The organism is Calothrix sp. CCY 0018, from assembly GCF_963920925.1.
GTDB lineage: Bacteria > Cyanobacteriota > Cyanobacteriia > Cyanobacteriales > Nostocaceae > Rivularia.
Genome location: NZ_CAWUDI010000032.1, coordinates 55058 through 76785, shown reverse-complemented (window position 1 = coordinate 76785; position 21728 = coordinate 55058). Strand labels below are relative to the sequence as shown.

At 37.5% G+C, this 21728-nt stretch carries 15 protein-coding genes; all 15 read right to left on the bottom strand.

Annotated features, from left to right (window positions below; all coding sequences use genetic code 11):
* Nucleotides 1-59 precede the first annotated feature (59 nt).
* The 15 genes from ACM03V_RS22225 to ACM03V_RS22155 all read right to left on the bottom strand — a co-directional run bounded on the left by ACM03V_RS22225 (nt 60) and on the right by ACM03V_RS22155 (nt 21611).
* Nucleotides 60-1286: a calcium-binding protein gene (locus ACM03V_RS22225; protein WP_414622974.1), complete on the bottom strand. Its 1227-nt coding sequence runs from the start codon at nt 1284-1286 to the stop codon at nt 60-62.
* A gap of 389 nt (nt 1287-1675) precedes the next feature.
* On the bottom strand, nt 1676-4918 hold the full coding sequence (locus tag ACM03V_RS22220; RefSeq protein ID WP_414622973.1) for a beta strand repeat-containing protein: 3243 nt from the start codon (nt 4916-4918) through the stop codon (nt 1676-1678).
* A gap of 451 nt (nt 4919-5369) precedes the next feature.
* Entirely contained in the window at nt 5370-8492 is a 3123-nt protein-coding gene (locus ACM03V_RS22215; RefSeq protein WP_414622972.1) for a tetratricopeptide repeat protein, read from the bottom strand.
* Between the two features lie 165 nt (nt 8493-8657).
* Nucleotides 8658-8948 carry a hypothetical protein gene (locus ACM03V_RS22210; protein ID WP_414622970.1) on the bottom strand — a complete coding sequence of 97 codons (291 nt, stop codon included), beginning with the start codon at nt 8946-8948 and terminating at the stop codon, nt 8658-8660.
* Nucleotides 8949-9118: 170 nt separating this feature from the next.
* Nucleotides 9119-9409 carry a hypothetical protein gene (locus tag ACM03V_RS22205; RefSeq protein ID WP_414622970.1) on the bottom strand — a complete coding sequence of 97 codons (291 nt, stop codon included), beginning with the start codon at nt 9407-9409 and terminating at the stop codon, nt 9119-9121.
* 170 nt (nt 9410-9579) lie between these two features.
* Nucleotides 9580-9957, bottom strand: a complete 378-nt coding sequence (locus tag ACM03V_RS22200; protein WP_414622971.1) for a hypothetical protein — start codon at nt 9955-9957, stop codon at nt 9580-9582.
* Nucleotides 9958-10248 (bottom strand): hypothetical protein, encoded by a 291-nt coding sequence (locus ACM03V_RS22195; protein WP_414622970.1) that lies wholly within the window; start codon nt 10246-10248, stop codon nt 9958-9960.
* Nucleotides 10249-10591: 343 nt separating this feature from the next.
* A complete protein-coding gene (locus ACM03V_RS22190) occupies nt 10592-11371 on the bottom strand; it encodes a peptidylprolyl isomerase (RefSeq protein WP_414622969.1) in 780 nt (259 codons plus the stop codon).
* A gap of 4 nt (nt 11372-11375) precedes the next feature.
* Nucleotides 11376-11615 (bottom strand): hypothetical protein, encoded by a 240-nt coding sequence (locus ACM03V_RS22185; protein ID WP_414622968.1) that lies wholly within the window; start codon nt 11613-11615, stop codon nt 11376-11378.
* A 407-nt stretch (nt 11616-12022) separates the two neighbouring features.
* On the bottom strand, nt 12023-12244 hold the full coding sequence (locus ACM03V_RS22180) for a hypothetical protein (RefSeq protein ID WP_414622967.1): 222 nt from the start codon (nt 12242-12244) through the stop codon (nt 12023-12025).
* A 146-nt stretch (nt 12245-12390) separates the two neighbouring features.
* A complete protein-coding gene (locus tag ACM03V_RS22175; protein WP_414622966.1) occupies nt 12391-13947 on the bottom strand; it encodes an HlyD family efflux transporter periplasmic adaptor subunit in 1557 nt (518 codons plus the stop codon).
* 239 nt (nt 13948-14186) lie between these two features.
* Complete coding sequence (locus ACM03V_RS22170) at nt 14187-17270, bottom strand: peptidase domain-containing ABC transporter (RefSeq protein ID WP_414622965.1); 3084 nt, start codon at nt 17268-17270, stop codon at nt 14187-14189.
* Between the two features lie 1086 nt (nt 17271-18356).
* Entirely contained in the window at nt 18357-19121 is a 765-nt protein-coding gene (locus tag ACM03V_RS22165; protein WP_414622964.1) for a peptidylprolyl isomerase, read from the bottom strand.
* Between the two features lie 1613 nt (nt 19122-20734).
* The gene (locus tag ACM03V_RS22160) at nt 20735-21205 is read right to left on the bottom strand and encodes a HetP family heterocyst commitment protein (protein WP_414622963.1); all 471 of its coding nucleotides are present in this window, start codon (nt 21203-21205) and stop codon (nt 20735-20737) included.
* Nucleotides 21206-21389: 184 nt separating this feature from the next.
* Nucleotides 21390-21611: a hypothetical protein gene (locus tag ACM03V_RS22155; RefSeq protein ID WP_414622962.1), complete on the bottom strand. Its 222-nt coding sequence runs from the start codon at nt 21609-21611 to the stop codon at nt 21390-21392.
* Between the last annotated feature and the right edge of the window lie 117 nt (nt 21612-21728).

Sequence of the window (21728 nt, the reverse complement as noted above, 5' to 3'; positions counted from 1 at the left end):
TTATTTAGTAATATTGCTTCTTTTCACTGTTCCCCGTTCCCCATTCCCTGTTACCTACATTATTTAAACACTATTGATTCAGAGGTAATTTGACTGGAACTCACACCCGAAATAAGTAATGTTTGTTCATTGAATAAAGAATCAAGTTTGAAGAGAACACCGTCATCTGTATCAGTAATATTACCTTGCTGCAACCATTGTTCGGTATCTATATTGCCCCATCTTTGAAAGACAATTGTATCGACACCAATCTCAAAATCTTGAATTATATCAAAGTCATTTCCGAAGAAAGTATCTTTACGGTGGAAAATAAATTTGTCATTACCTTTACCACCAACTAATATATCATCTCCTCTACCACCAGTTATCTCATCATTACCCCAACCCCCGTTCAGCTTATCTTCACCCTTGCCTCCAAATAGCTTATCTTCGCCTTGTCCCCCTTCTAAAATATCGTCACCTTTTAATCCATATAGTTTGTCGTTCCCTAAGCTGGCATAAATTTTGTCTGCACTCCTAGTTCCGATTAACTTATCTTTTTTAATGGTGCCATATATAACATCCGTACCCAAGTTACCAATTAAACTATCTCCAGCAACTTTAACGGCACTAGTATTAATTTCTACTATTGTTAAATTGGTATTACTAGAAAAAGTCTGTTGATAGCTGCCAATGGTATTACTATAAACTTCATCCGAACCATTGTTGCCATCAATATCGCTAATTTGCTCTCCACTGAGAATGGCAACATTGCGACTACCACCAACTTTAAGATTAGCTACTTGTTCGGATGAAATTAATTGACCTTTAGTGCCAAAATAATCCAATACTTTGGGAGAATCTGGATTTGTGGTGTCTAAAACTAAAAAAGTACTTTTAGAATTAGCTTGGTTATATTCAGTATTGGGATTTTCGATTTCCTTAGCTGTTAACGCCAAATTTACCGAAAAATCAAAAGAAAAGGTTTGATTAGCTGCAATTGCAAAATTAGCAACTACTTTAGTTTCACTTTTAGAAGTTCCTGTAAAAGTACCATCACCACTAACATTACTATCAGCGAACAAAAAAGAGAAATTAGCATCTTCAAGAAAAATTGCTTGAGCTTCAGCAATCGCAAAACCTACACCACCCGCGATTAATGTTTCCGTTTGGGAATCAGTCAAAGTTTCTGAAGGGCTATGGCTATAGTTAAAAACATTAGTATCACCTGTAGCCGTAGCAAAATTTGGGTTAGGATTAGTAATTGGATCTACGATCGGTTGTAAAAATAGAGTTTCAGGGTGCATAAAATTCTCTGTTAAAGTTAATGATTTTAGGATTTACGCATTAATTACGGAAATTTTCCCCAATCTCTCTTAAAAAAAGGGTTTTGCATAAATCCTATATTTGCTCGTCATTCGTTGTTTGATAAAAGTCGGTAGAATTTTTGAAACGCTCTGCACCCTGCGAAAATGCTGACGTTAAGTTAATTATTTTGTGTAATTATTTTTGTTTGATTAGACTAATAGGACTTAGATAAATTAGGCATTCCAAACGTTTAGATCCCCCAAAGCATCGGGGGGTTGGGGGGCTTTGCGTAAGTTTTAACTAATTAAGTCCCGATGTTTAAAAGGGTTTGGTGGGCATTAAGAACCCACCACTTTCCACGCTTTGTGATGCTATTTACAAGCTAAATTTACGCAAACCATTGAACTACCGTGCCAATTCCTGCTTGAAATGCAAGACTGGAGCCATTTTGGTCTTGTAAACTAGTCGCTACTTCAGTAACCGTTGCGCCCACTACAACCCCCATTGTGTCAAGGAAACTTGGTGACGTACTAACGGCATTCGTTCCGAAAATATACGCATCTGCTCCAACTTGCTGAACTCGATAGACAAAGCCTTTTTGCACCTGGATAATATCCCCTGCATTAAAGTCTTTTGTAAAGCTATTAGAGCCTGTAGCAGTTTCCCGCCCAATTAAAGCAACGTCGCCAAGGCTGGTACCGCTACCTAGATAGTAAAGTTCGTTATTATCTCCCAGGATAAAGCGGTCGTTATCCGCTCCACCCGTTAGTACATCACGCTCTTGGATGCCTCGGACTCCAAAACCAGCGAAAGAACCAGTTCTGCTACCAGCACCGACACCAACAAGCACATCATTACCGGAACTGCCAATCAAAAAGTCATTACCACTGTTACCAGTCAAGACATTATCAGCAGTATTGCCAACTATGCGATCGTCGAAGAAAGAACCATCTACATTTTCAATATTGCTCAGTGTATCCGTACCACCAAGCCCATCCGCCGCAGTTCCAGTTTGTAAATCAATTACAACACCGGCTGTACTTAAAGAATAATTAGCTTCATCAATTCCACTTCCCCCATCAATTGTGTCATCCCCAGCACCACCGTCAAAAATATCATCCCCGGCAGCACCGTCCAAATTATCATTGCCAGCACTACCGATTAAAAGGTTATTTAAGTTATCACCAATCAACGTATCATCAAAAATTGAACCCAAAACTTGTTCAATGCTAATTAAAGTGTCGCTACCGCCGATTCCATCGTTTGCCGTACCCGTACCAGTAACTAAATTAACGGTAACTGCTGACAAACTAGAGGAATAATCTGCTCTATCAACACCATTACCACCGTCAAGGATATCGTCGCTGGCACCACCTGCGAGCGTATCATTACCATCATTGCCTTCTAAACTATCGTCCCCGGAACCACCACTAAGATAGTTATTTGCTGAATTACCAATCAGCGTATCGTTGTAATCGGAACCTTCTACTTCTTCAATGCTAACTAAAGTATCAGTACTGCCGAATCCATCATTTGCCGTACCAGCTAACAGGTTAACAACAACACCAGCATTACTCGCACCAACCGGGCTACTCGAATAGTCTACTCGATCGCTACCCGTTCCCCCATCAAGACTGTCATTTCCAGCACCACCCGATAAAGTATCATTACCAGCACCAGCGCCGATCGCGTTGGCACCTGCATTACCTGTCAAATTATCGTTGAAATTAGAACCAACAATGTTTTCAATACTAATAATAGTATCTGTATCCTCAAATCCATCTTCGCTAGCAGTACCAGCAGCTAGGTTAACGGTAACATCTGCAATACTGCTGGAATAATCAATAGTGTCATTTCCAGCACCACCATTGATAGTATCGTCACCTGCTCCACCAATAAAGATGTTATCGGCTGTATTTCCAGTAATATTATCGTTAAAACGAGAACCTATTACCTCTTCAATATTACTTAAAGTATCGATGTTACCAAAGCCGTCGCTAGCGGTTCCCGTCGTCAAATTAACGTTGATTCCGGCTGCACTTGACGAATAATCTACTCGGTCGCTACCGTCACCGCCGTCAATGGTATCATCACCAGTTCCACCGACAAACAAGTTATCGGCAGCATTACCAACTATAGTATCGTTACCTCTAGAACCAAAAACTTCTTCAATACCAATTAGCCGATCGGTACCAATTTGCTGACCAGTGGCAGTTTCAGTTGCCAAGTTAACATTGACTGCTGATGTGTTAGCAGAATAATTAACGCGATCGCGGCCATCATTACCAACTATGGTATCGTCGCCAGCACCGCCAACAAAAGAGTTATTTTCTGCATTACCTATCAGAGTGTCGTTGAAACTCGAACCAGTTATATCTTCTATATTAATCAGACTATCAATATTTCCGAAGCCATCAAGTGCGCCATTCTGGGACAGATTTACTAAAACTGCTGTCGTACTTGTGGAATAGTCTACCCGGTCGGTACCAGCACCCCCATCAATGCTATCGTTTCCAGCCCCACCTATAAATGAGTTAGCCCCTGCATCACCCGTCATAATATCGTTGAAGTCTGAACCTATAACTTCTTCAATACTACTTAGACTATCGCTTCCACCCAGCCCATCGTTAGCAATACCATTGGCTAGATTTACATTTACCGCAGCGGTGCCCGAAGAATAATCTACTCGGTCAAATCCACTACCTCCATTGAGAGTATCATTACCTTCAGCACCAACTAAAGTATCGTTACCCGCTCCGCCATCAACACTATCGTTTCCTGCATTACCGTTAAGCAGGTTATTCCCCGAATTTCCGGTTATCGTATCGTTAAAAATAGAACCTCTAACATTTTCCACCTCGATAATGGTATCTGTAGTTCCAAATCCATCACTAGCCGTACCTGCTGCCATATCGACATTAACCCCGGCCGTACTCGAAGCATAATCGATCAGGTCAATTCCCGTATTGCCTCTGAGGGTATCATCACCAGCCCCCCCAACAACAATATCATCACCAAGATTACCATCTAAGGAATCGTTTCCAGCACCACCAAATAAGGTATCATCATCTCCACCACCATCGAGCCTATCGTTACCGTCGTCGCCAAACAGTAGGTCATTGCGCCCATTCCCTAGAATCGTATCGTCTCCATCACCACCACGCAGGGTATCTACGCCACCACCAGTAAAGCTGCTGCCACTAGCACCTTGGATAAAATCATTGCCGTCGCCACCATCTACAGAGTTATTACCGCTAGTAACAAAGATAACGTCATCTCCTGCTCCACCAGAGATAGTATCATCACCTTGTCCTCCAAAAATAGTGTCGTTACCATCCCCACCATCCAGACTATCGTCACCCCCACCACCATCTAAATAATCGTTTCCCAGCCCTCCTACTAAAGTATCATTACCATTATCTATACCTCCATATAAACGGTCATTACCATCTCCACCATCTACAAAATCGTCACCTTGATCGCCTCGAATAAAGTCATCTCCACCTAACCCATACAAACTATCATTGCCGCTATTTCCAAAAATTTGGTCGGCAGATTGCGTACTCCTGCGTCCTATTGGGGAAGAAGCATCAACTAAATCATTCCCTCTAGTTCCTTGAATGAAAGCCATAAATATTTATCTCCTCGATGTTAAACTTTTTTTTACTAATTAATTTGACGAAAAATGTACCAACTAAAAAATTTACCCCTATTGCCAGTTAACGAAAGTTTCTCCAAGTTTTGAACTTATACGCAATTTATGACGTAGATTGATTGCGTTTAACTACCGATCAAAAGAACTTCCTAATTTGGTCTTGGTCAAATTGTATTACGTATTAACCCTGGATTTGATAAACTTGTTGTAAGAAATTTGTTATAAATTGATGTTGATATGATGTTAAAACCTCAGATGCTTCTTTGGAAGGGCTGAGGTTGCGAAAATACTGTAAGTTGTAGAAGCGAGATTTACCCAGGATTACTCCCGGCGATCGGTAGTTATCGAGCTTTTAGCTTGAGCGCGAAGAGCGGGTTAAATCCCCATCCAATTGCCAGCTAATAGCTAATAGCTTTTATTCGGTTATTTATACAGCTTCTTTTTTGGCACGCTTCAGTTTTAAAGCTTTATCATAGGCTGCCATAGCTTCACCCATTTGCTTTTGTGCTTGTAGTGCCATTCCCAAGTTATAGTAAGCCTCTTCAAAATCTGGGTTTAAATTAACTGCCTTTTGATAGTAAACAGTAGCAGTTTTACAATCGCCAACTTGTTTTCTGGCATTACCTAGTTGATAATTCAATTGAGCGTAGTAAGCTTGTTTTTCAGGAGAAAGTTTACCTTGACTATAAAGGATATTACCTAAACTTACATCCGCTTCTCGGCAGTTGGGTTGAAACTGCAAAGCTTTTTGATATAATGCGATCGCCTGTTCCCATTTACCTTGTTCTTCTAAGGTGTAGCCCAAATTATTGTAAATTGTTCCTGCATCCGGTCGTAGAGTAATGGCTTTTTGATAAGCTGACTCTGCTTGTGCCATTTGTCCTTGGGAGCAATAAAAATTACCTAAAGCAAACCAAGTTTTTACAGATTTAGGTTGAGACTTTGAAGCTTGAATCAAAAAGTTTTCTGCTTGCTCAAATTTTGCTTGAGAAAGTGCAATTATTCCCAATTCATACAGTGCTTCTGAATGCTGTGGCTGTTTTTCTATAACTTGGTAGTATAGCTGTTCGGCTTCCTCTAAACGGCGATTTTGATGATATTGAGCCGCAAGCTGAAATATTTCAGCAGTTTCTTGGGTGTCAAATCGTCTGGGTTTATTAACTACTTTTAATAGAAAAGCTTCGAGTGCCCTAACTGGTTTTAAATCGCCATATAATTTATGCTTGTTCTGGGCAACTTGCTCGGACATATGTTGCCGATACTGAGAATGTTTCCCCAAACGGATCGCAATTTGCACGTATTCTTCTTTATTAGAGGCTATCGTCTCTTCAATACCCATCATTTTTAAGATTGCCATGCTGTGCCGTCCCCGCATCAAATCCCCCGGTAAAGTCACAATGGGTAGGTTATGGGCAACAGATTCCAAGCTTGAATTACATCCCGACCAACCAATACTATCAAGAAAAACATCGGCGATCGCGCTTACACCAGCAAATTTCTGAGGTTGCATACGCGGTAAAAACAGGCAATAATCTTGATAATTAAGCCCAAATTGCTCAAAAGCACGATTTAAACGTTGTTGAAAAACTTCGATTACATCTTTACTTTCATGTTGAATAAATACAAATTTAGCATTGCTTAGCTCTGTGGCAATTCGCGGAAAAACATCATCATGATTGGGTAAGTATTTATATAATGACTGACAGCACCAAAAAAGAATTTGATCTTCTTTTAAACCAATATCTGTTTTGTTTACTGCTTGCGGTTCGATTGCTAAAGGTGTGTAATGAATCGAGAGATTTGGCAACCGCACTAATTTTTCTGTATAGTTTTCTTGAGCATTTTCTGATTCCATTAAATCGCTGCTCAAGTAGTAATCAATTGTCGGAAGTCCGCTAGTTTCGGGATGTCCCCAAGATGTCATTTGAATTGGCGCTAATCTCAAGCAGCCCAAATTAATTGTAGTTGGGTCCATGCCAAATTCTGGGAAAATTAAAATATGTAATTTATCTTCAGCTATTGTTTGACACCAGCGTTCAATTGAGCGATTACCTTGAACAAATTTATCGAAGACATTTGCAGCGCTAACTGTATGTTCGTCTTTTTTGGAACCAGTGTAATAGCCAAATAATTCAAACTCACTTTTGTCGAGATTCTCTACCCAACCTTTAATAGGTATTTTCCAATTAGAATGACTGTAAAAAAATCTAGAAACAATACCAATACGAATTTTTTGATTTTGCTCTAATTTTGGGAGAGAAAGAGGTTTGCTATATTGCGGATAGCGACTCGACATAATTTTACAAATCATTTTCCCATAGGTTTGCTGCAAATCTCGGTCATTTAAACCTTGATATGTCAGATAAAAAGGCTGCAATGCTCCCACTGCTTCAACTGACTTTGCTCGTTCTTGCTTACTAGCTAATTGAACGGTTTGAGCTAATTTTTGTAAATGACTTTTATATTTATTGCGTCGAGACTCAATTTCATCAACGGTAGAATATATAATTGGCAGTTGGCTAATACATATTCCTAACTTTGCCGGAGCAAATTTCGGTGAAACTTCCAGCGCTTTTTTAAATGCCCCGATAGCTAATTCTAGTTTATTTTGTTCTTTATAAATAAGTCCTAAATTATAATGAATGCAATCAAGATTCGGTTCAAATTTTATTGCTTCTTTAAATGATTCTATCGCAGCATCAAATTGATTTAGTTTTTTTAAAAGGTTTCCTAAATTATTATGGCTAGCGACGAAATCGGGTTGAATCTTCAAAGCTTTTTTATAAGCTCCTACTGCTTCTCTATATTTACCTTTTTGCTGTAAAATATTACCTAATTCGTCATAACCATTTGTATGATTGGGGTCAATTTTTATCGCTTGCTGGTAAGACTTGAAAGCAATATCCAACTTTCCCTGTTTTTGCAGCACATCTCCTAATTTATGATGAGCTTTTACTAAATCGGGTTGTAATGCAATAGCCTGCTGATAATATAACTCTGCTGTTTTAAAATCTTCTGCTTTTTGTCTGCCTAAACCAAACTGTAGATTAAAATTTGCATAATATATTGCTTCTTCGGGTGAAAGTTTTTCTTGCAAATTAAGGATATTTCCCAGATTCGCTTTCAATTCCACGCTGTTAGGCTGAATTTCTAATGCTTTTTGATAGCAAATTTCAGCTTCTTCTAACTTACCCTGCTGTTGCAAAGTCCTACCTAAACAGTTGTATACTGCCACCGCTTGTGGTTGCAAAGCTAAAGCCTGTTGATAATACTTTACTGCTTCGTTTAATTTTCCTTGAGCTTGACGCAAATTAGCCAAGCTAAACAGCGCTTGTGCAAACTCGGGCTGATATTGTAAAGCTGTTTTTAGAAAATTTTCTGCATCGCTATCCTTACCTTTCTCCAAAGCAAGTACACCTAAACCATATAGTGCTTCTGCTTGCTGAGGATTGCTCTCTAGAATTTGACGGTAAACCGCTTCGGCTTCTGTAAAACGCTTACTTTGATAATGTTTATTGCCTGTTTGAAGATTTTTGGCTAAGTTTTTCATTATGTATATAGCTTTATACGCAAAATTATCAATCAAACTAAGATATAATAGAAAAATCCGAAAGCCCAATGACTAGTTGAGCCTTCGGCTATAAAAAATGTACTTGGTTTAAAAGCCAACCCGACTCGCAGCCCTCCACGGTAACTGCGAGACTGACTCTGGCAATTAGTAGGTTGCGCTTATTGCTAAGGAGTTGGAGTGTGATTGGTTCCAATCGGTGTAGGTTAACGAGAAGGTTTCGGTTAAAGTATTGTTACCGAATGCGTTAGCGCTTGATTCAGCAGTAGCCAAGTTGCCTTCTAGATAAACAACAGAGTTAACATCTTTGTCGATATCAACGTTTTCATAGATATCAACATTTACTTCAATATCTTTGCTGATATCGAAATCAAAGTCACCACCAACAACAGCATTTCCTTCAACAGCTTCTAAGTAGTTTAAGTCAGAAATAATCATTTTCGTTCTCCAATGAATTAAATGTACTTGGTTTAACTCCTAGCTCTATCTCTGTTACTAAAAGCATTAACTATAGTAAGTTTCTGATAGAGCAAGGTGTTAAAAATTTGGTCTTACAAACCAACCCGACTCGCATCCCTCCACGGTAACTGCGAGACTGACTCTGGCAATTAGTAGGTTGCGCTTATTGCTAAGGAGTTGGAGTGTGATTGGTTCCAATCGGTGTAGGTTAACGAGAAGGTTTCGGTTAAAGTATTGTTACCGAATGCGTTAGCGCTTGATTCAGCAGTAGCCAAGTTGCCTTCTAGATAAACAACAGAGTTAACATCTTTGTCGATATCAACGTTTTCATAGATATCAACATTTACTTCAATATCTTTGCTGATATCGAAATCAAAGTCACCACCAACAACAGCATTTCCTTCAACAGCTTCTAAGTAGTTTAAGTCAGAAATAATCATTTTCGTTCTCCAATGAATTAAATGTACTTGGTTTAACTCCTAGCTCTATCTCTGTTACTAAAAGCATTAACTATAGTAAGTTTCTGATAGAGCAAGGTGTTAAAAATTTGGTCTTACAAACCAACCCGACTCGCATCCCTCCACGGTAACTGCGAGACTGACTCTGGCAATTAGTAGGTTGCGCTTATTGCTAAGGAGTTGGAGTGTGATTGGTTCCAATCGGTGTAGGTTAACGAGAAGGTTTCGGTTAAAGTATTGTTACCGAATGCGTTAGCGCTTGATTCAGCAGTAGCCAAGTTGCCTTCTAGATAAACAACAGAGTTAACATCTTTGTCGATATCAACGTTTTCATAGATATCAACATTTACTTCAATATCTTTGCTGATATCGAAATCAAAGTCACCACCAACAACAGCATTTCCTTCAACAGCTTCTAAGTAGTTCAAATCGGAAATAATCATTTTCGTTCTCCAATGAATTAAATGTACTCGTTCAATACCAACCCGACTCGCATCCCTCCACGGTAACTGCGAGACTGACTCTGGCAATTAGTAGGTTGCGCTTATTGCTAAGGAGTTGGAGTGTGATTGGTTCCAATCGGTGTAGGTTAACGAGAAGGTTTCGGTTAAAGTATTGTTACCGAATGCGTTAGCGCTTGATTCAGCAGTAGCCAAGTTGCCTTCTAGATAAACAACAGAGTTAACATCTTTGTCGATATCAACGTTTTCATAGATATCAACATTTACTTCAATATCTTTGCTGATATCGAAATCAAAGTCACCACCAACAACAGCATTTCCTTCAACAGCTTCTAAGTAGTTCAAATCGGAAATAATCATTTTTTGCTCCTGATAATCAATTAATACAAAGAACGTTTTCGTAAGCGGTTTTTTCTGATTGCTTACATTTCAAATATATACTTACGTATTTGAAAAGTCAATTGTTTTTCTTGTACTTCATTAAAACTAAATAATATTTACTTACTAATCAAAATTAAATACAGTTTCAACACAAACACACTTAAGAACAGCATTATATGGACAAAAATAGATTTTTTGACCATATAAAGGAAGTATTATCTTCTATTTTTAAACCGTGAAATAGGTTAACAAAGATATGTGATGCAGTTCAAATAACTTCTTGATCACCGACAAATATACTTTTGTTTAACTTATTTAATACTTAAGCATAACTCTTGACTTCTTCTGTTGAATTAATATTATCCAGCTTGAATTGAGCTTTTTGTATTAAAGGAACAGCCTTCGCCTTTAACCAATCAGTAAATAATTCATCAATAATTTGTTGACGTAAATCTTCTTCTAATTCAGGTTGAATAATTTCTTCAACCCAAATTAAATAGATACCTTTTGGTGATGTAATTGGCTTGAGAATCTGAAGCGCATTTGCAGCAAATACAGCCGCCGCAATTTCTGGACGAAAGTCTTTACGGTGCCGGATTCCTTGATAGCCACCTGCACGGCGAAGCTCGGAATCTTGAATATATAAACGAGCGATTTCTGAAAATGTAATTTCGCCCTCTTCAAAAGCATAAAATAACTCTAATGCTAAGTCTCTATCTTCTAAAATGACTTCATAGGTGACAGCAGCTTCATAATTTATTCGGTTTTCGTAAAAGAATTTTTCAACTTGAGGTGCAAATAGATGATTGGCTAATTTTTTATAAATCAGGTTGTTACGAACTAATTCTTCAAAGTCTTGTACCGACAAATGATTTTTATTTAGCCAGCCCCAAGTCTCTTTGGCTGTAGCGAGCTTCTTCTCTAAACGGAGTTTGTCTCCTTCCTCCTGTAGCTCTGTTTCTGTTACCTCAATCTGCGCTTCCTTAGCAGCTTGATTAATTACTGTTTGAGTTGCGATCGCCTCTACAATCTCAGGAATTTGACAGGATAGTTTTAGCTGATGAATAATCTCTGATGTCGAAATGTTTAATTGTTCGGCCATAATGCTATTCTTCTGTAAAATATTTTAGAAATTTAATTTTAAATTTCACATCTTGCACCAGTATTAGAAACCCGGTTTCTTTGGGCTTGCTCTCCAATGGTGCTAAACGTAGTTTTATAGAACTTATACCAATAAAAACTACCAACTCCAAAAACGTTGGCGGCAATCCTCCCCCTGCTACGCACAGCCTATCTAAGGTATTGGGGAGAATTAAAGAAAGGTTTTGTCCGTGTATCGCATTCATTTTTATGCACGTTATTACGCCATCTAAACAAGAAATTAAGTATTTATAAGTATTTAGACTTGAGAATTTCCCCAAGCTCTTTTCTGCTCGTCTAAGTTTTGTCTAATCTTTTGAAACAAACTCTGAGAGGGTGTTTTAAAATTATCCGGCACCAGGTGCTGCTACAAAGGCAAAGTCCACCTCCGTGGACTAGTTATTTCTAAACCAGCGCAGGCGGGTTTGGCTTGTGTAGCCAAGCCACTGCGTTGGGCGGGTTCCCCGACTTGTAGCAAGTGGCACGCGAATTATATTCGCCAGGTAAAGTAAAGTATTAAATCCGACTTTTGAAACATCTTCTCAAATGGAGGTTTAATGCTTAGATGTTTATTAAAGCTTAATTTCAAAGAATAGTCTAGGTAGCAATGGTTCTAAAAACTGTTGAATAGAGATGAACATTCAGATGCTGAGATAAGTGATAATTCTTTATCAATCTTTTGTGCTAATTTATAAGCCATCGATGGGGGGTTTCGGTAATTACTAGCAGTTTTTCTAAATCCCCATCGTCTGGCTTCAACTTCGGAAACTCCGAATTCTTCAGCTAATTTGCGGTAAGACCAGCCATATTTTCTCATTAGTTCGATTGGATGCATAACTTTCTTCCTGATGTACTATTTTCTTACTTCGTGAGTTGATAAGTAGTAAATATGGTTGTTTATTGGGGTTGCAATTATAATCTTGAAATTAATCTTGAAATTATACGCAAGCCCTAAAACTCGCTATAACTGCCAAATTATACTTATAAGCTGTCTTTCTGCATTTTTTTAAACGGATCTAAAACAAAATCAATTATCCGACGTTGACGAATAATTACTTCTGCATCCGCTGTCTGGCCGGGATTTAAAGTAACGCGCTTTTCGCCATTCTCTACATATTGTTGATCGAGGGTGATTTCTAACTCAAAACTTTCACTGTTTCCTTGGGCTGTTGGTTGCACTTTTGAGTCGGGAGATACCCAAGCGACTTTCCCTTCCACAATGCCATACTCCTGATAAGGATAGGCATCAAATTTAACTTTGACTGGCATTCCCACTTTTAAAAAGCCACTATCTTGTATGGGCATACTCGCTTTGAGAACAACGCCGGTATTTTTAGGAGCAATTTGTGCTATTCTTTGACCGGGTTGTAATACTTCCCCAGGCTTGCTAACTGGGAACTCAAAAATTATTCCATCAATAGGCGATCGCACTATTCGTTGATTTAACTGTAGCTTTAAAGATGCGATTTGACTGCCTGTCTGAGCAATCTGGGATTCAGTAGCTAAAATTTGGGTGCTGGTATCCTTGAGTTGTTCTTGAGTTCGTAAAATAGACAGTTTCCCTGTTTGTAACAAGGTTTGATAGCTATTTTGTTGTTCTTTTAATCTTAGTTTGGCTTGCTCTATATCGGCGGAAAGCTGATTCATTGTTGACTGATAGCGGCTTGTTTCTTCAGTTAGACGTAATTGGGCTTGTGTACCATCAGTAATAGTTCTCTCATATAGTCGTTTACTTTCTTGCTGTTCTTTTTTAAGTTGATCGACTTGATTTTCAGAAACCGCTCCATCTTTGACTAATCGACTGAAGCGGCTAACTCTTTTGGTATCTATAGCTAAACGCTGTTGAGCGAACTGTTGCTCGTTACTATTGGTTTTTATCTGCTGCTGTACCTGATTGAGTAAAGCTTGTTTTTCTAATTTCTGTAGTCGGAAAACACTCTCTTTAGCATCTAAATTTTGTCTAGCTTGCTGTACTTGAGCCATTTTTTCCAAGCCTTGGGATTGATTTTGTTGTTCCTGAATGCTTATTGTTGATAATAGTTGTTTTTTCAATATATCTAATTGTGCTTTCTGATTTTGCAATCCAGAAAGCTTTGCTTGAGTCTGCTGTAAATCTGTTTCTAAAATATCGGAATCGAGTTCTAAAAGAATTTGCCCGGATTTTACTGTATCGCCTTCCCTCACTTTAACAGCTTTAACACTTCCACCAGTTCTGGTATCCAGTTTTTGAGTTGCACCTTTTGGCTCGATGCGTCCTTTAGCACTTCCCGTTTCATCTATTTTCGACAAAACAGCCCAAGGTAAACCTATAAACAGGAAGCCCAACAATACGTATAATACACCCCTCGTCCATAGCTTTGGTAAACCATCTAAAAGTTCTTCTGTAGCATAATGCAAATCGCCGCCTGTATCTGTTGCACTTGATTGCGATTTATCGGTATATTCATCATCTGTTTTTTGATTTTGGTTATTGTTTTGACTCTTGTTATATTCTTCCTCAACAAATGCTGCTGAGTTATCTGGTGATACATATGTCATAGTTGTAACTCCTGATTTATAAATATGGAACGGGGGAGATGGGGGGACAAGGGGACAGGGGGACAGGGGGACAAGGAGACAAGGGGACAAGGAGATAAACGTTGGGACTTTCTCCACTATTACCCCATTAGTCCATTACCACATCGGCACTCCTCCTAACTATTCCCAATTCCCAATTCCCAATTCCCAATTCCCAATTCCCAATTCCCAATTACCAATGCCCAATGCCCAACTTTCTATTAAGCAGTTTGGGCTAACTGCTGTTGATTGAGGTAATAATAATGACCTTTTTTGTCTATTAATTCTTGATGACTTCCGCTTTCCACTAATACACCTTTATCCATCACCAAAATCAAGTCTGCGTTGCGTACTGTAGATAAACGGTGAGCAATAATTACGCTTGTTCTACCTTTGAGAATGGTTTTCAAATTGTTTTGAATGATCCGCTCTGATTCTGTGTCAAGATGACTGGTAGCTTCATCAAACAGTAACAAGCGGGGATTGCCGAGTAAAGCGCGGGCGATCGCCAGACGTTGCCGCTGTCCTCCAGAGAGCAATCCACCACCTTCACCAATTTGGGTTTCATAGCTTAGCGGTAATTCCTGGATAAAATCATCTGCTCCGGCTAATTGTGCGGCTTCGATAACTCGATCAATAGTTGCTTCTGGGTGAGCAATGGCAATGTTTTCGCGGATAGTACCGCCGAATAAAAAGGTGTCTTGATCTACAACACCGACTTGAGAACGCAGCGAGCGTAGAGCAATACCATTTACATCCTGTCCATCGATTAGTACTTTCCCGTCGGTGGGTGGATATAAACCTAAAATCAATTTAGAAAGAGTTGTTTTTCCCGAACCACTGCGACCCACCAAGGCTACCATTTGTTCGGGTTTGATTTCTATATTAATATTTTCCAGTACGTTATTTTTACTTTCGGGGTGATACCGGAAGGTAACATTATCAAAACGAATGTGACCGTTTAGTCTATCCAGCATTTTACGGGGTTTATTGTGCAAGTCTTCTTCGGGTTCTGCTTCTAGGACATCATTAAGACGTTCTGTAGAAATAACAATCTCCTGAAATTGATTCCACAGTTGAGAAAATCTCTGGAAAGGACCTAAGACGTTACCCACCAACATATTGAAAGCAACTAATTGACCGACGCTGAGTTCCCCTTGAATTACCTGCCACGCTCCAAACCACATTAAACCCGTACTCGTAAAGGTTTGAATTCCACCAGTAAGCATGGTAAGGCGAATTCCAATCACCTTAGCATTAAATGATTTTTTCACCCGATTGTTTAACAGTTCCTCCCATTTCCAGCGTACAGACTGTTCAATTGCCAGTGATCGCACTGTACGAATTCCCGTTAAAGATTCGATAATATAGCTGTTTTCCTCGGCTCCAGCATTAAAAATTTCTCTGGAGATACGGCGTAAAATCCCCGTACTAGCCAGCGCCAGAATGAAAAATGGCGGTACCGTTAGCAGCACAAACAATGTCATTTTCCAGCTATACCAAAACATTAGGGTGAGATAAACAACTAATGTCAGCATATCTAAGACAATTGACAGGGTTTGTCCAGTAAGAAAACTTTGAATTTTCTGGTTTTCTTTGATGCGCGAAATAATATCCCCGACAAAACGGGATTCAAAATAGGCTAAGGGCAACCCAAAGGTATGCTTAATAAAGCCTACTAGTAAGGAAACACTAATACGGTTAGCGGTATGGGCGAGCAGGTATGACCGCACTCCATTCATGGCAATATTGAACAACCCAAAAACAATCATCCCCAAACCAACCGCGTTTAAAGTGGCAATGCTGCGCTGTACTAATACTCTATCTAGTAACAATTGGGTGAAAATAGGTGTTACCAGTCCGAATAGCTGCATAATTACCGAAGCGATAAAGACTTCTATCAAAACTTTATAGTGAGGTTTGACAAGCTCAACAAACTTCCATAAGCCAACATCTTGATTTTCGGTATTTTTGAGCAGGGCTGTGGGTTGTAGCAATAAAGCATAGCCAGTCCAGTCTGCTGTAAATTCCTCATGAGTAAGAGTACGCGAACCGCGAGCTGGATCGCCGACAATTACCTTCTTCTGATTAATTTCATAAACAACAATAAAGTGATTCCCCTTCCAGTGGGCGATCGCCGGTAAAGATTGTTCTGCTAATTTATCCAAAGTGGCTTTTACCGGACGAGTTGCAAAACCAATATTTTCTGCCGCAGATGCTAAAGCACGTAAAGAAGCACCACTGCGCCCCGCATTAGTCATATCTCGCAAGCGACTAACGCTAAAATATTTACCCCAATAACGACCAACCATTACCAAGGAAGCCGCACCGCAATCCGAGGAGCTTTGTTGGGCATAATAAGGGTACCGCTTTGTTAACTGTCCCCACCAATGCCCCATTTTTACCTTTGGGCTGGGGAAATAAGCGCGAGATGCTTTTTTATTGGGTTTTGTTTGGTTATCTCCCCCTGGAAACGGAATTATCTTATCGCTATGCAAACGTTCTAATGATTGCCTTTTCTGAAGTGGCTGACGTTTTCGGGAAATTCGATCTTTTGGGGAAATTTGGGGGCGATCGCCACTAGCCGTAAATTCTGCTAATTCCGGACAATATTGCAATGCTGTTTGCAAGTTTTCTTGTTTAAGAAAATAACCAATAGTAGGTTTTTCTACGTGCAATTTATCTCGTTTTTCAAAAGGATATATTTTACCCAGCTTCAAAATCTCGCCGTCGGAATTCAATATTTCACCTTGGTGCAGCAGCCACAATTGAAAATCTTGTTCCCAGGGGATTTTTGCTGAGACTTCCAATTTGTGCTTTTCAAATAGCGACAAAGCCTGAAGCAATCCGTTTACTTGGGATGAATGCTGAGGAAATTGGGAGTTTTCCCGACACAACAGTAGTAAATCCCAAACCTCTGCTTTCTTTAAAAACTTTTGATGAATTTTCGGATATTTATCCATCAAAGACTGTAAAATCTCTTGTTTGAGAAAGCAAAGTTTTAAATTATGCGATGCTCTACCAGCATAAGGAATAAATTTTTGTTGCTCAAATAGAGTAGCTTCACCAAATGATTCTCCTGCACAGAGGGTTGTAACTAAATTTTCAAAGTAATCTAAAAGTCTAACTTTCCCTTCAAGGATAATATAAAGCCCTTTTTCAGCTTCTGTTACTTGCCAAAACAGCTTCGCAACAGGTACATCTATAGTGGCCGCCGTTTCTATACAATTTCGTAATTCTCCCTCAGAGATATTTTCACCTAAAGCCGAGGTAATTTGTTGTTCTATATTGTCTTGTACAAACACTGTTTCACCTAAAAATATTCGTGGCTACAATTATTATTTACGAGTCTTTTTTATTAGAAACTACAGCAAATACTTTGATAATCAAATCCAAGTAATTTAGTAGAAATAGATTATTAACGATTTATTTTTGCTACAAAAAATTGAATACTATTTTAGACTATACGTTCGGGTTGGTAGCTGAAGGTTAATTGAATATTTAACTGATGCGTAATAAGACCTAGACTTTAATTTCTAGATTCTTGAGCAGGCATAACAAATTATTCAATCTGCTTCTTTGATAAATCGTGCAGCTATACCTTCATCATTTTTTGATCTATGGTCATAGTACGAACAGTTTATACAACTTCAAAAGAAGCTTTTTATAAACGTAAACTTTAGGAATATTACGAAATATTATCTAACCGTTTATTTCCTTAACTTCCAAAACCAATGAAAATTAAGTTTAATTAAAAAAACGGAAAAAAGCCTTTAGTCTTATGGTAACTATAGAGAACTAATACAAAAGCATTTACGTGACATACTTATTATTGCATTAAAATACAGATTAATCCTTTTAGTATAGGTAAATATTTATGTATATAAAATTAACTTGAAGTCGATTTAGATACTAAGCAATTATAACTCATTCTATACGCGTCTAATTTTTTTACTTATTTACTTATTAGTAAATTTGCCTACTTTGTGTCAATACTTTTTTGCGATGAAGTAAAAATCTTTATAGTAGGTTTACAATGCTCAGATAGTGACTTTATGAAGTCCCATTTATGGCAGGCTTCAAGATGTATAAAAATTTTGGTTCTGAAGCGCTTAATATACTGAAATATTGGCGAAAAAAGATGGAATATTTACTATACAAGGAATATCGGCTTAATAACTAACATTATTTACTAATACCGTCTTCTCTCTCTGTTGCCCCCAACCCCCCAACCCCCCAACCCTCTTCTACGAACTTGCCAAAATTTTTAAAGAAGTAGACAATAGTAAGTAGGAGGAAAAGAAATTACATAGGTAATCGAACATATAAATTTTATACTTACTTTCTACTCCTTACTCTTACCCAGTAATTTTAGGTAATTCTAGTACTAATCAACTAAAAAAGCCTGAAGAACTACTAAGTTCAAAGTTGGAATATATGTAGTCAAACTCAGCATTCAACCATTGTTGAAACATATTATCAAGAATTTCTTGATATCGGTTGGATGTTAATTCTGCGGGTATATAGTCTTCAACCATAAATAAATGATACCCAATTTCAGTTTTTATCGGGCCAACCAATTGCCTCACAGATGCGCTAAATACTAGAGGTGCTATTTGTGGCATGACAGCCCATCGATAAACTTTTCCCTCATACCCGCATTTATATCTACGATTTTGATCGATATCATGAAGACGAGCTGCTTGATAAAAGCTGATTTCAGCTTCTTCAATTTGATAATACAATTCTTGAGCCAGTTTTTCGTCTTTTACAATAAATTGGTATAAAACAACTTGCTCAAATTTGGAGCGGTTTTGAATAAAAAACTGTTCTACTTCCTTGCCAAATAGTGTTAAAGCTAGCTTTTGCTTGAGCAAAAGGTTGCGAATCCCGACTTCCCAGTCTAACGGAGTCAGCATTTGCTTTTCTAACCATCTAACTGTATCGCTAGCTTTTTCTAAACGCTTTTCTCTACGCTGACGGTTTGCCTCAATCTCAATTTCTTCTGTAGTAACATTTATACCTTTTTGAAGTGCAGCTTTTTCAATAATTCTTTGATATAAAACCCTGGTACATATTTCTTTTAATTTTATTTCCGTCTTAAGAAAATTAATGATTTCATCAGGCTCCATAACTATTTGTAATTGGTTATTCATAGGTAAATTTTAGAAAAATAAATTATTCATTTTATACTGTTGTGCGTACTCACATATTTTTGTATCAGTATTTAAGTAAAATCACTCTGGCACTTGAATGTTTTTATGAATATAAATATTGATTTAAGTTAAAGTAAAATCAATATTTAAAAATCATTAGACTATCTGATAATGAATCTACATCCTGTATTAGATGCTTCATTTTATCAAATGTCTTTTACAATAATTTGTTAACTACTCTTATAAATACCTTCTCTCAAGAAGGTACCTTAAAATCAAAAAATATCAATTGTAGAAAATACTGATTTTTTTGTATGCATATTACATTAAATAATTAAAAATGGGTAATATATCTAGGTAGGAAACAAAAAACTGGAAGCTAGTTATTTTTCTTAGCTTCCAGTAAGTCAGAGTATAAATTATTAATACATTTCAGGACAAATAATCCGCTTAAATAATTGGGATTAGTATATTCACCTTTCTTCAGGTGCGGTTAATAATTCATATTAGCAATATTTTTTAATCGTTACTTATTCGATTTTCATCAAGCTAATAGATTTGTATTTTATTAGCTTTTGTTGAAAGAAGTTTTAGATTAGCTTTTATAGTTAGGGGGAGGTAAAAGCTTAAATAAATTAGATTGGGGAAAATCACCGCTCTAATTTATTCGTCTGAGCTTCCTTGAAAAAAGAACCACCATTAGCAACGATAAAATATAGATATTAACCAATAAGTTATATGCCCCATTTTTCGATTGCCTGCTCAATCAATTCAATTTCTGCTCTTTTAATAATTAATCATAGTTTTTTACCTCATAAATAAACTTATTACTCAATCACCTTTATTGTTGCTATTTATAATTTAATGTATAAAAGATAATTCTATTTGCCATTTTGGCATATTTATTTCAAAGTAATTATGAATAATATGTAATTATTTAATTTGAACAATATATATGTAATAGATGCTTTTATAAATATCTACCCTAAGATACTAGAACAATTATCTTTAAAATGTTCCCAATAATCTTATCAAACCTTAACAAATGAGTTTAAATCAAACTGGAGTTCTTATTTCTTGCAAATCATAAATAAGCTATAGCAAAATATAATTATAAATAAGTTGCTGCTGAAAACCCTAATTATTAGCACTTAGGTAAGCCTCTTCCTAAATTAATGGCAGATTGGGGGGATATTGCATCAGTGCCAATTATAAAATGGAAGTAGTTGCAGCGATATTAACATCTAAGGTATACATTTGTTTAAGTTTAAAGGAGCGGTTTAGGGGGATATTAACCTTGAGAATGCCTCAGAGAGATGTTTGTTGCGGGAGACGCTACTCGCTTTGTTGCAGTTGCGTAAGTTCCGTAAAATAAAAATCTTATTTTATTGATAAATTCAAATTTTTGGTTTAAATTTTTAAATAAAAATGCTATAATATAGAACCTACAAAAAATATATTCAAGCTACAAGAATTTTATGGAGTAAAGTATATCGCTTTTGTAAAGATTTCATAAATAATAGTCAAACCTGTCATGGTAGATACAAAAAATTATGACAGGCATAAATAAAACTTGGGAACAACGGTCGTATTTTCCCAAAATTGACCGAACACTAATTAAAGTCGCAGAAATTAAGCGCAAAATCTTGATTTTCTTCTAGCTGAAAATCGGGCTTCATTGATTGATACTCCCGGATTTGTGTTTCTAACCATTTGTCAAGATTTGCGCCGCCACGAATTTCTGTTTTATGTTTGCCCACAACTTCAAGATAAGCCAAGTCTTTGATTTTATTTAAACAACTTGGTGACACATTGCTATCTTTTCTTCGGTTACAACTCTGCTTAGCTATTTTTATATTTTCATTGTGCTGCGGTTTTGATTTCTTTGGAGAGTGTTCTTTTATCAATCTGTTGTAAGTTCGATAGGGAATGTAATGTAGAGGATTGTAGCCAGCAAAACGCAGCATTAAAACACAAGCCCAAGAATACTTGCCTGCTAAAATTGCTTCGACTACTTGATCGAATTGTTCCGAATGTATTGTCTTATCTAAACTGTTACTAATGCCTATTGGATCTTGATTCATGGTGTTGGTTATCTAGAATAATTTAGATTAGCCGTTGTTACGTTTATTTGTCTGAGATAATCGGAAACTGTTTTGAGTTATTAAAGGAGCATCCTAACTGCATGGTGGTGACTTATAATGAATGCATCAACTGTGCTATTTACTTTGAATAAGACAGTTTGCTTGTTATTAGCCATGTAATTAATTACTTTTTGCCCTCCCATAGCAATTCCATTTGATAACTCTGTGCTAATTCTTGTACAGTTTTCGTATCTTTGTAGGTATAAACGACTTTCTCACACATGAACTGTGTTGCAACTCGATGAAGCACTTCAAACTTCATACGATTGCGGACTTTTACTAAGTACAATTGTGCTTCTCTAAAAAAGTCGGTAGCATATTCTCTAACTCTTATTTTTCTTCCCATCGCAAAAATCACTACAACAGTGATGCTAACCCATAAGACTAAAAAAGAAAGTACCTCCCGAAGCTGATTTAATAATTTACTTGACAATAAACTATTGAATCGTATATTCCGGAGAGC